At 72.2% G+C, this 11589-nt stretch carries 11 protein-coding genes; 9 read left to right on the top strand and 2 right to left on the bottom strand.

Translation table 11 applies throughout. The features are described 5' to 3' along the window. The first annotated feature begins 62 nt into the window (after positions 1-62). On the top strand, positions 63-1373 hold the full coding sequence (locus tag HW578_RS05515; protein ID WP_198369545.1) for a glycosyltransferase family 4 protein: 1311 nt from the start codon (positions 63-65) through the stop codon (positions 1371-1373). Next, the gene (locus HW578_RS05510; RefSeq protein WP_198369544.1) at positions 1370-2365 is read left to right on the top strand and encodes an asparaginase; all 996 of its coding nucleotides are present in this window, start codon (positions 1370-1372) and stop codon (positions 2363-2365) included. The genes HW578_RS05515 and HW578_RS05510 overlap by 4 nt, the downstream gene beginning before the upstream one ends. Here the strand turns inward: HW578_RS05510 and HW578_RS05505 are convergent. Next, a complete protein-coding gene (locus HW578_RS05505; protein ID WP_198369543.1) occupies positions 2349-3455 on the bottom strand; it encodes a M20/M25/M40 family metallo-hydrolase in 1107 nt (368 codons plus the stop codon). The two genes, HW578_RS05510 and HW578_RS05505, sit on opposite strands and share 17 nt — an antisense overlap. A 52-nt stretch (positions 3456-3507) precedes the next feature. On the opposite strand from HW578_RS05505, the gene HW578_RS05500 reads away from it, so the two are divergent. The 5 genes from HW578_RS05500 to ispH all read left to right on the top strand — a co-directional run bounded on the left by HW578_RS05500 (position 3508) and on the right by ispH (position 8790). Next, entirely contained in the window at positions 3508-4632 is a 1125-nt protein-coding gene (locus tag HW578_RS05500) for a pyridoxal-phosphate dependent enzyme (RefSeq protein WP_198369542.1), read from the top strand. Next, complete coding sequence (locus HW578_RS05495; RefSeq protein ID WP_198369541.1) at positions 4632-6137, top strand: M81 family metallopeptidase; 1506 nt, start codon at positions 4632-4634, stop codon at positions 6135-6137. The genes HW578_RS05500 and HW578_RS05495 overlap by 1 nt, the downstream gene beginning before the upstream one ends. Positions 6138-6193: 56 nt before the next feature. After that, the gene (locus tag HW578_RS05490; protein ID WP_198369540.1) at positions 6194-6655 is read left to right on the top strand and encodes a hypothetical protein; all 462 of its coding nucleotides are present in this window, start codon (positions 6194-6196) and stop codon (positions 6653-6655) included. 4 nt (positions 6656-6659) lie between these two features. Next, positions 6660-7766 carry an alanine racemase gene (locus HW578_RS05485; protein ID WP_198369539.1) on the top strand — a complete coding sequence of 369 codons (1107 nt, stop codon included), beginning with the start codon at positions 6660-6662 and terminating at the stop codon, positions 7764-7766. A 97-nt stretch (positions 7767-7863) separates the two neighbouring features. Beyond that, a complete protein-coding gene (gene ispH, locus HW578_RS05480; protein WP_198369538.1) occupies positions 7864-8790 on the top strand; it encodes a 4-hydroxy-3-methylbut-2-enyl diphosphate reductase in 927 nt (308 codons plus the stop codon). Between the two features lie 47 nt (positions 8791-8837). Here the strand turns inward: ispH and HW578_RS05475 are convergent, their stop codons facing one another. Next, positions 8838-10103 (bottom strand): MgtC/SapB family protein, encoded by a 1266-nt coding sequence (locus HW578_RS05475; protein WP_198369537.1) that lies wholly within the window; start codon positions 10101-10103, stop codon positions 8838-8840. A gap of 80 nt (positions 10104-10183) precedes the next feature. Between HW578_RS05475 and HW578_RS05470 the strand changes: the two genes are divergently transcribed. Both HW578_RS05470 and HW578_RS05465 read left to right on the top strand, forming a co-directional pair. Continuing rightward, positions 10184-11002 carry a HesA/MoeB/ThiF family protein gene (locus HW578_RS05470; protein ID WP_198369536.1) on the top strand — a complete coding sequence of 273 codons (819 nt, stop codon included), beginning with the start codon at positions 10184-10186 and terminating at the stop codon, positions 11000-11002. Positions 11003-11093: 91 nt separating this feature from the next. After that, positions 11094-11465: a DsrE family protein gene (locus HW578_RS05465; RefSeq protein ID WP_198369535.1), complete on the top strand. Its 372-nt coding sequence runs from the start codon at positions 11094-11096 to the stop codon at positions 11463-11465. The last annotated feature ends 124 nt before the right edge of the window (positions 11466-11589 follow it).

Below are 11589 nucleotides of genomic sequence, written 5' to 3'. Positions count from 1 at the left end.
ACTCCCGCATCCTGGCCCCGCCACGGCGCCACGGCCAGACGCCCCGTTGCCGCAACCGCGGAATGACGGCATCAAGCGACAACGCGCAGCAGGGGGAGACGGGGTTCGTGGTCCAGGCGCTGTTCATTCACCAGAACTTCCCGGGCCAGTACCGGCACCTCGCGCCCATCATCTCGCGCCGCAAGGGCGCGCGCGTGATCGGCCTTGGCGAACGCGCCAATCAATCCCCGCCCGGCCCGCAGCACCTGCGCTACCCCGCGCCCGAAGGTGCGGGGGAGAAGACGCATCGCTACCTGCGCCCGGTCGAGGCCGCGGTGCGGCGCGGCCAGGCGGTGGCGCGCGCGCTGATCGGCCTCAAGCAGAAGGGCTTCGTGCCGGACATCATCTGCTGCCATCCGGGCTGGGGAGAGGGGCTGTACCTGCGCGACGTCTTCCCCGACGCGAAGCTGCTGCAATACTGCGAGTTCTACTACCGCTCGAACGGCGGCGACGTGGGCTTCGACCCCACGCAGGAGGTCACGCTCGACGAGATGGCGCGCGTGCGCACGCTGAACATGACGCAGCTGCAGTCGCTCGAGGCGACGGACTGGGGCGTCTCCCCCACGCTGTGGCAGCGCAGCCGCTATCCGGACTTCATCCAGGCCAGGACATCGGTCGTGCACGAGGGGGTGGATGCCAACTTCGCCACGCCGAACGGCCCGGCCACGGTGAAGTTGCCCGACGGGCACACCGTGACCAAGGGGCAGGAGGTGGTGACCTTCGTCTCGCGCAACCTCGAGCCCTATCGCGGCTTCGACATCTTCATGCGCGCCCTACCCGAGATCCTGGCGCGTCGCCCGAACGCCCACGCCGTGATCGTGGGCGGCGAGGAGCGCGGCTATGGCCGCCTTCCCGACGGCGGCAAGTCGTGGAAGGCGGTAATGATGGAGGAGGTCGGCGCGAAGCTCGACATGGCGCGCGTGCACTTCACCGGCCGCATCCCGCATGAAGGGCTGGTGGCGCTGTTCCGCACCAGCTCGGCGCATGTCTACTACACCTATCCCTTCGTGCTCTCCTGGTCTCTCGTTGAGGCGATGGGCTGCGAGGCGCTGATCATCGGATCGGACACGCCACCGCTGGCCGAGGTAATGCGCCACGAGCACAACGGGCTGCTGCTGCCCTTCTTCGACCACCAGCGCATGGCCGATGCAGTGGTGGATGCGATCGCCAACCCCGACCGCTACGTGCCGCTGCGCAGGCAGGCGCGGCGCACCATGCTGGAACGCTTCGACCTGCATGCGCTGTGCCTGCCGCGCCAGGTCAAGCTGTTCGACGCGGTGCTGGAAGGCCGCCCGGGCAGCAGCGCCATTCCCCTGCCGGAGTCCGTATCATGAGTTTCGTGCCGATGGCCGAGATCCGCCGTGGCGGCATCCTGGAAAGCCTGCATCACGGCATCGCCGTGGTGGCCGATGCCGATGGCCGCATCCTGCAATCCTGGGGCGATCCGTCCTTCGTCACCTTTCCGCGCTCCTCTCTCAAGCCGTTCCAGGCGATCCCGCTGGTGGAGAGCGGGGCGGCTGACGCGGCTGGGCTGACGGAGGAACACCTGGCCCTCGCCTGCGCCTCCCACAGCGCGGAGGACTTCCAGGTGGCGCTGGTGCGCGGCTGGCTGGAGCGCCTGGGGCTGAGCGAATCCGCGCTGGTCTGCGGGCCCGACCTGCCGCGCAGCCAGGCCGACCAGATCAGCGTGATCCGCGCCGGCGGCGACCGGTCGCGCGTCTTCCACAACTGCTCCGGCAAGCATTGCGGCTTCCTGACGCTGACGAAGCATATCGGCGCGCCGGTGGGCGGCTATGCGGACCCTGCGCATCCGGCGCAGCGCCTGTATCTCGAGGCTTTCTCCGAATTGCTTGGCGAGGATGCGACGCGGCTGCCGCGCGGGGTGGATGGCTGCGGGCTGCCCGCATTGGCGCTGCCCATGGCGGCCATGGCACGCGGCGCGGCGCGCTGGGCCGCGGCGCGTGTGGCGACCGAGGCGCGCCGCACCGCCATCCACCGCCTGCAATCCGCCATCCGGACCTACCCGGACCACCTCTCCGGCCGCGGTTCCGCCACCGGCAGGATCGTGCGCGCCAGCCAGGGCCGCGTTCTGCTGAAGGGCGGCGCGGAGGGCTACGTGGTGGGCTTCGTGCCGGAGCAGGGCCTCGGCATCGCGGTGAAGCTCGCCGACGGCACGGCGAGGGCGAAGATGGGCGTCTTTTCCGCGCTGCTCGGCCGGCTCGGCCTGGTCGATGCGGCGGAGTCGCTCGCGCGGGACGTGGAAGGCGTGATCAACGACAGCAACGGCCAGCCGGTGGGCGAGGTGCGCGTCACCCTGCCGGACTAGCGGCGAGCATCCGCCGGAACAGCGGCACGGCGGCCGCGAGGTCCGCCACCGCCACGCATTCGCGCGGCGTATGCGCGGTGGCGATGCTGCCCGGCCCCATCACGATGCACGGGGCCAGTTCCTGCAATTCGCTCGCGTCGGTGCCATAGGGCGCGGTGCGCGCGGCCTGGCCGGTCTCGCGCATGGCGAGTGCCACCAATGGATGGTCGGCGGGCAATTCGGGCGGCGTGCCCTCGCGCTTCTCGGTGAGCGTCACGCCGGCGCGCGCGGCGGCCTCGTGGACCGCGGCCTCGATCGGGGCATAGTCGATGTTACGGCTGCGGCGGAACTTGATGCGCGCGGTCGCCTTGGCGACGGTCACGTTCACCGCCGTGCCGTGGTTGTCGATGACCAGGTTGAAGTCGCTGAAGGGTGGGTCGTAGCCGGCATCCTGGAAGGCCGGGTCGTGCCGCAGGCGCTCGAACACCGCCTTCATCTCGGCCAGGAATGGGATCAGCGCCCAGTTCGCGTTCAGCCCCTGCCCGGTCGAGGAATGCGCCTGCACCCCCGTGGCGACGGCGGTGTATTCGATATGGCTACGATGCCCGCGCACCGGCAGCAGCCCGGTCGGTTCCGCCACCACGATACCGCGCAGGCCGAGCGAGCGCGCCGCATCGGATGCCGCAACGGCGCGCGCGCCCTGCTTGCTGGTTTCCTCATCGGTGGTGATCAGCAGCGTGGCCGGGATGTTCTCCGGCAGGCCGCGCGCGGCGATGATGCAGGCCGCGACCGGCCCCTTCATATCCACGCTGCCGAGGCCATGCAGCACGCCATCCGCCACGCGCGGCGTCCAGGGCGGATCGGTCCAGCCGGTCTCGGGCACCGTGTCCATGTGGCCGGACAGCGCGAGGCCGCCGCGCGGGCCGCGATGCGCCACCAGCGCGCGCTTCGCCACGCCGTTGGCATCCGCGTAGTCCACGCGGGCGATGTCGAAGCCGGTCAGTTCGGCCTCGATGCGTTCGGCAATCGCAAGGTTGGAGACGGAGGACCGGCTGTCGATCGCGACGAGATCGGCGGCCAGGCGGAGGACGGCATCGGCATCATCGGACATGGCTGCAGCATCCCTTGCCCCGCGCGCCCGGGCAAGCGAGGCTGCGCCCGCCATGACCGACACCGCCTATCTCGACCCCCGCACGGGGCGCACCTATCCCCTCGACACGCCGCGCTGGTGCGGGGATGACCAGGCCCCGCTGCTGCTCACACCCTTGCCCGGCATCACCCGCGCGGCGATCCGCGGCGAGGACCGGTCGCTCTGGCGCTACGCCGCCGCCCTGCCCTTCATCCCCGACGACCCGATCAGCATGGGCGAGGGCTGCACTCCACTGGTGCCGCGCGTGATCGCCGGCGCCTCGGCGCTGGTGAAGTGCGAGTGGTTCGCCCCCACCGGGTCGTTCAAGGACCGCGGGGCCTCGGTCATGCTCTCGCTGCTGCGCGCGCAGGGTGTCGCCGCGGTGCTGGAGGATTCCTCGGGCAATGGCGGCGCGGCGGTCTCCGCCTATGCCGCGGCCGGCGGCATGGCGGCGACGATCTTCGTCCCCGCCAGCACGTCGCCGGCCAAGACCGTGCAGTCGCGCGCGGCGGGGGCGACGATCCGCCTCATCCCCGGCAGCCGGCAGGATTGCGCCGATGCCGCGCTGGCCGAGGCGGCCAGCATCTTCTACGCCAGCCACAACTGGCACCCCTTCTTCCTGCACGGCACCAAGACGCTGGCCTATGAGCTGTGGGAGGACCTGGGCTTCACCGCACCGGACAACGTCATCGTGCCCTGCGGCGCGGGGTCGAACGTGCTGGGCTGCGGCATCGGCTTCGACGAATTGCTACGCGCGGGGGAGATCACGCGCCTGCCGCGCATCTTCGCCGCCCAGCCCGCCAACTGCGCGCCGATCGCGCGCGAGTTCCTCGGCCAGCCGGCCGTCCCGGCGCAGCCGACCATCGCGGAGGGCACCGCCATCGCGCAGCCGCTGCGCAGCGCCGAATGCCGCGACGTGCTGACCCGCTCCGGCGGCGGCGCGGTGATGCTGAGCGAGGAGGAGATCGCCGCCGCGACGCTCGACCTCGCGCGCACCGGCATCTATGTCGAGCCCACCTGCGCCCAGGCTGCGGCGGCCTTCGCACGGCTGCTCGAGGCCGGCACCATCCGCGCCGACGAGACCACGGTGGTGGTTCTCACCGGCACCGGCCTCAAATCCACGCCACGCATCGCGGAACTTCTCGGAGTGAGCATCTGATGCCCGGACCGCGCATCGCCATCCTCGGCTTCTCGATCGAGTGCAACCGCTTCGCGCCCCCCGCGCGACGCGCCGATTTCGACCAGCGCTGCTACCTGGAGGGCGCCGACATCCTGACTGATGCGGCGAAGCCCGCGCCGCGTGCGCCGGCCGAGCTCTCCGGCTTCCTGGAAGGCATGAACGCGACCGGCGACTGGACGCCGCTGCCCGTCATGATCGCCGCGGCCGAACCCAACGGCCCTGTGGACCAGGGCGACTTCGACGCCATGATGGCGACCTGGCGCGCGGGGCTGACCGCCCTGCGTGGCCAGGTGGACGGCGTCTATTCCATCATGCACGGCGCCGGCCTGGCGGAGCACGACCACGACCCCGAAGGCACCCTGCAGGCGCTGGTGCGCGAGGTGCTGGGCGATATCCCGTTCGTCTGCTCCTACGACCTGCACGCCAATGTCAGCGAGCGCATGGTCGCGACCGTCGACGCCTTCGTAGGCTACCGCACCAACCCGCATCTCGACATGCACGCGCGCGGCGCCGAATGCGCGCGGCTGCTGCGCCGGCTGCTGGCGGGCGAGCGCTTCGTGCGCGCCCATCGCCGCCTGCCCATCGTCTCGCCGCAGACCGCGCTGCTGACGGCGCAGGGGCCCTATGCCGAGGTGATCGACCTCGGCCAGGCGCTCGCGGCGAAGGATCCGCGCATCGCCAATGTCTCGGTGATGGGCGGCTTCTCCTATGGCGATACGCCCTTCAACGGGCTGTCGGTGATCGTCACCGCCACGGACCGCGACGCGGCCGAAGCACTGGCGCAGACCCTGGCGGAAGCCGCCTGGGAACGGCGCGCGCGCTTCGTCGCGAAGCTGACCTCGCTGGACGATGCGGTGCGCCTCGCAAAGGAGAGCCCCACGCCTCTCGCCTTCGCCGATGTCGCCGACAATCCGGGCGGGGGCGGGCGCGGCAACACCATGTGGATCCTGGACGCCTTCCACCGCGCCGGCGTGCAGGGTGCGATCATCGGCATCATCGCCGATGCGCCGCTGGCCGCCGAGGCGCATGCGCTTGGCGTCGGCGCGCGCTTCACGGCGCGCTTCAACCGCGCGGTCGCGGCCGATGATCCCTTCTCCAGGCCCTTCGCGGCGGAGGCGGAGGTGCGCGCGCTGTCCGACGGCAATGTCACCGGCCGGCGCGGCATCTTCGCCGGGCGCTCCGTGCGGCTCGGCCGGACTGCCTGGCTGCAGATCGGCGGCATCGCGGTGGTGGTGATCGAGGGACGCACGCAATGCGCCGACCCGGTCTTCCTCGAACATCTCGGCCTCGATATCGGCAAGGCGCGCTGCGTGGTGGTGAAGTCGCGCGGCCATTTCCGCGGCGGCTTCGACGAGTTCTTCAAGCACGAGCAGATCATCGAGGTGGACTGCCCGGGCCTGACCTCGCCCAACCTGGGCACCTTCGCCTGGAAGCACCTGCCGCGCCCGGTCCTGCCGATCGACCCCGAGGCGCGCTGGCCCTGACCCTATGCGCGGCGGGCAGCGCCCTGTAAGCGTGCCCCGCCCCGATCCGGAGACGCATGATGCGCCCGCTGCTGCTCGCTCTGACGCTCAGCCTCGCGCTGCCCGGCGCCGCTTCCGCCAATGCCGCCTTCTGCACCGCGCTGCAGCAGGTGGTGCAGGCGGCGCAGTCGCGCTTCGACTGGATGCCGCGCACCGGGCGCAACATCCCGGGCTCGCTGGACGAGCGGCACGGCACGCTGGAGACGCCCGGCGGCGCGCCGCGCGGCGTGTTCACCGAGGTGATGTCGCGGCACGATCCCCGCCAGCTTCCCGACCCCACGCAGGACCGCTTCCGCGCGCTGCAGCACGAGGTCGGCCAATGCCTGACGGATGCGTCCTTCCAGGGCCTGACCGAGGGCCAGGGCACCGCGCAGGCCGCATGGACCACCCAATACGCCGTGGTCGGCCTGCGCCGCGCCGATGGCGGCCGGGAGGTGGCGGACTCGATCGTCGAACTCTCCATCGCCTCTCGCTGGTGACGCCATGACCCTCGACGACCTGCCCACGCCCTGCCTGGTGCTCGACCTCTCCATCCTGAAGCGCAACCTCGCGCGGATGCAGGCGGCGGTGGCGCGGCATCAGGGCCTCGTGCTGCGGCCGCACATGAAGACCGCGAAGTCCATCGCGGTGGCGGACCTCGCGGCACCCGGCAAGGGACCGATCACGGTCAGCACCATCGCCGAGGCGCGCTACTTTGCCGGCGGCGGCTTCCGCGACCAGATCTATGCGGTCGGCATCACGCCGGCGAAGCTCGATGCGGTCGCCGCGCTGAACGCGCAGGGCTGCGACGTGAAGGTCATCACGGACGATGCCGACGTCGCCTCCGCCATCGCCGCCCATCCAGGCCCGCTGCGCGCGCTGGTGGAGGTCGATTGCGGCGAGGGGCGCGGCGGCGTGGCCCCCGATTCCAACCTGCTGACCGAGATCGCCGGTCGGCTCGGCACGCGCTGCGCCGGCATCATGACCCATGCCGGGCATTCCTATGCCGAGCGGAGCGAAGCCGGGATGCAGGCGGTGGCCGAGGCAGAGCACCGCGGCGCCGTAACCGCCGCCGCGCGCCTGCGCGCCATGGGGGCCACGGTCGATGTGGTCTCGCTCGGCTCCTCGCCGACCGCGCTCTACGGGCGCGACATGGGCGGCGTGACCGATGTGCGCGCCGGCGTCTACATGTTCGGCGACCTGTTCCAGGGGCAGATCGGCACACATGGGCTGGACGACATTGCCGTCACGGTGCTGACCGCCGTCACCGGCCGCAAGCCCGACCGCAACGCCGTGCTGGTCGATGCCGGCGCCATCGCGCTCTCGAAGGACCGCAGCACCGAGCGCGCGCCGAAGGACTACGGCTTCGGGCTGATGCTCGACATCGACGGCAAGCCGTCCTTCGGCGATGCCATCGTGGTGCGCACCCACCAGGAACATGGCGAGGTGCGCGGCGAGCACCCGCTGCCCTTCGATGCCCTGCCGATCGGCGCGCTGGTGCGCGTCGCGCCCAACCACACCTGCCTCACCGTCGCCGCGCATGACCGGTACCATGTGGTCGATGGCCGGCGGGACGTGATCGCCACCTGGGATCGCGTCAACGGCTGGTGACGATCCCGCTTGTAAGTCCCGCCTGATTCCGGTTGCAATCGCACCGGGCGGGCCGACATCCCGCCGCGCATGCGTCCTTCCGGGAGGGGCTTCGGGAATGCGGGTTGTTCTGGCACAGCCGCGCGGCTTCTGCGCCGGCGTGGTGCGCGCGGTGGAGATCGTCGAGCGCGCCCTCGAGCGCTACGGCCCGCCGGTCTACGTACGGCACGAGATCGTCCACAACCGCCATGTCGTCGAGGACCTGCGCGCGCGCGGTGCCGTCTTCGTCAAGGAAGTGGACGAGATCCCGGTCGGCGCCGTCGCCGTCTTCTCGGCCCATGGCGTGGCGCGCAAGGTGGAAGGCGAGGCCGCGCTGCGCCGCCTGGATGTGCTCGACGCCACCTGTCCGCTGGTCACCAAGGTGCACAATGAGGGCCGGCGCTACGCCGCGCAGGGCCGCCAGGTGATCCTGGTGGGCCATGCCGGCCATCCGGAGGTGATCGGCACCATGGGCCAGATCGACGCGCCGGTGCACCTGGTGGCGACCGCGGCCGAGGTCGAGACGCTGCCCCTGCCGCGCGAGACGCCGGTCTCCTTCATCACGCAGACCACATTGTCGGTCGATGACACGCGCGGCGTGATCGCCGCCATCCGCGCGCGCTTCGACGACGTGACCGGACCCGACACGCGCGACATCTGCTACGCCACGCAGAACCGCCAGACCGCGGTGCGGGAACTGGCGCGCATCGCGCAGGTGGTGCTGGTGGTGGGCGCGGCGAATTCGTCCAACTCCAACCGCCTGCGGGAGATTGCGTCGGAGTGCGGCGCGCGCGCCTACCTCATCGCCGACGCGGCGGCGCTCGATCCCGCCTGGCTGGACGGTGCCGCCGCCATCGGCGTCACCGCCGGCGCCTCGGCCCCGGAACGCCTGGTGGAGGACCTGGTGGCGCGGCTGCGCGACCTCGGTGCGACATCGGTCGAAGCCCTGCCCGGCATTATCGAGGACGTGACCTTCCGCCTTCCCGCAAGCCTCGCCGCGGAATAGGCGGGAACCCGCGCCGGGCCGATGCCCGGGCGCGCCCGGCGGGGTGATCAGGGCGGCAGCGCCACCATCAGGGCCGCCCCGGCGCCGAGCCCGGCCAGCGAGCCCAGCGCGAACCACCGCGCATAGCCCGCCGAACCGAGCGCCAGCGCGTAGCCCGCCTTGGCGAGGATGTTGCTCGCCACCGCCACCGCCACGGCCTGCGCGGCGATCGCGGCGGTGATGGTGCCAGGCGCCAGCGGCGCCACCGACAGGGTGATGGCGTCCACGTCGGTCAGCCCGGTCACCGCGGCGATCAGCAGCACGGCCCCGCTGCCCAGGCGTTCCGCGCCGAACTTCGCCGCCGCGCCCACGCCGCCCAGCAGCAGCGCCAGGCGCAGCACGGTGCCGATCTCGAAAGGGTTGCCTGGCGCGGCAGGGCCGTCCGCGACGCTGTCGTGGCGGCGTGCCAGCAGTGCCGCCACAACCGCCATGCCCGCCCCCGCCGCCAGCAGCGCCGGCCATAGCACCCGCCCCGTCTCCGGCGCCACCAGCAGCGCCAGCCCCGCGGTGCGAAGGCAGGACACGGCGCCGGCCACCAGCGCCCCGGACGCCAGCCCCGTCGCCGGCCCGCCCTTCGCCGCGGCCGTCGCATTCGACAGTGTCACCGCCGTGGAGGAGACCAGCCCACCCGCCGCCCCCGCCAGCAGCAGCCCGCGATGCGCCCCGCCCAGCTTGATCCCGAGGTAGCCAAGGAAGGAGACACCGGCGAGCAGGATGGCCAGCATCCAGACCTTGTGCGGATTGACCCCGGCCAGCCAGTCGATCGGCGCGTCGGGCACCAGCGGCAGCGCCACCAGCGTCATGGACAGCAGCAGGATGGCGGAGCGCAACTCGGCCCAGGTGATGCGCGCCATCAGTTCGTGCAGGCTCTCGCGCGCCGCCAGCACCGCGGTCATCGCCACGGCGGCGGCGCCGGCGGCCGGCGCCTCGCCCGAGACAGCCAGCGCGCCGAGCACGTAGGTGCCGATGGCGGCGACCAGGCTGGTGGCGCTGAAGCGGCCCTCGGCCTCGGCCTCCCGCAGCGCGAAGGGCAGCAGCGCGGCCATCATGGCGAACAGCCCGGCCGAGAGCAGCATGGCCGCACCGAGTGGACCGAGCGGCGCCGCCAGCGCCGCGACCACCCCGCCCGACAGGCCGACCAGCGCGAAGGTGCGCACCCCGGCGGTGCGCCGGCCTGGCGCTTCCTCCCGCTCGCGCCAATGGCGTTCGGCGCCCACCAGCAGGCCGATGGCCAGCGCCACGGCCAGGCGGCGGATCAGGTCCTCACCGTGCATGCCGGCATTTCGCGCCCGCCCGCGCCGCATCGCAAGGGCGTGGCTTGCACCCCGCCCGGCGGCGCGCCCATATCCCGCCCATGGATCTCGACTTCACCGAGGCGGAACTCCACCGCTATTCGCGCCACATCCTGCTGGAGGAAGTGGGGGCGGTCGGCCAGGCGAAGCTGCGCGCGGCGCGCGTGCTGGTGGTGGGCGCGGGCGGGCTCGGCTCGCCGCTCACGCTGTATCTCGCCGCGGCGGGCGTGGGCACGCTCGGCCTGGTGGACGACGACACGCTGGAACTGTCGAACCTGCAGCGCCAGGTGGCGCACACCACCGCGCGGATCGGGCGCAACAAGGCCGAGAGCGCCGCCGAGACGCTGCGCGCCCTGAACCCCGAGACACGCATCGAGGTCCATGCCCGCCGCATCGATGCCGGGGCCGCGCGCGAACTGATCCCGCGCTACGACATCGTCTGCGACGGCACCGACAATTTCGCCACGCGCTTCCTGCTGGGCGATGCCTGCCACCTGTTCGGCCGCCCGCTGGTCAGCGCCGCCGTGCTGCGCTTCGAAGGGCAGCTCAGCGTCTTCGCCGGGCATGACGGCGCGCATCCCTGCCACCGCTGCCTGCACCCCGAGCCACCGCCGCCGGGCCTGGTGCCGACCTGCTCGGAGGCGGGCGTGCTTGGTGCCGTCACCGGCGTGATGGGCACGCTGCAGGCGACCGAGGTGCTGAAGCTGATCCTGGGTATCGGCGATCCGCTGGTGGGCCGCCTGCTGCTGTGGGATGCGCTCGATGCGCGCTTCCGCACGGTGCGGCTGAAGCGCGACCCGGCCTGCGCGCTTTGCGGCGAGGGTGCGACGATCCATGACCTGTCGGCGCATGGCGCGACGGCGCCGGTGTGCGCGGCGTGACGGAGACGGAGGGCCAGCGGATGCAAAGCGCCCTCGCCTCCGTCCGGCCGGCAGTGACTGATGGCCGGCGCCAGCCGCCGCGCCGACTTCGATGAGCAGCCTCGGCATCCTGCTGCAATCCGGCACCCATGCCCGCGCGCACTACGCACTGGTGGTCGCCGCCGGCGCCGCCGCGCTCGGGCGCGAGGTGGTGGTCTTCGCCACCAACCGCGGTTGCCTCCTGCTCGCCGAGCCCTGCCCGCTGGTCGAGGACCAGCGCGAGGCGGCCATCACCGCCCGCGGCGTCGCCGGCATCGCCACGCTGCGGGCCGCCTGCGTCGAGCTTGGCGTGCGCATGATCGCCTGCGAGGCCGGGCTGCGTGCGGAAGACCTGACGGAATTGCCGCTCGCGCCAGGCGTCGAGGTCGCCGGGATCGTCACCTTCCTCGACGCCATCGGGCCGAGCCAGATCGTCACGCTGTAGCCGCGCTTGACCCGGCCCCGGCGTGAGGTGGACAGAGGACGCATGACAGCCCCGCGCCGGATCGGATTCGTGCTGCTCGCGCTGCTGGGCGCCGGGCCGGCGCTCGGCCAGAGGCCGGCGCTCG

This window comes from Roseomonas rosulenta, from assembly GCF_016106005.1.
Classification (GTDB): domain Bacteria; phylum Pseudomonadota; class Alphaproteobacteria; order Acetobacterales; family Acetobacteraceae; genus Neoroseomonas; species Neoroseomonas rosulenta.
This window is presented reverse-complemented; position numbering and strand designations above follow the sequence as displayed.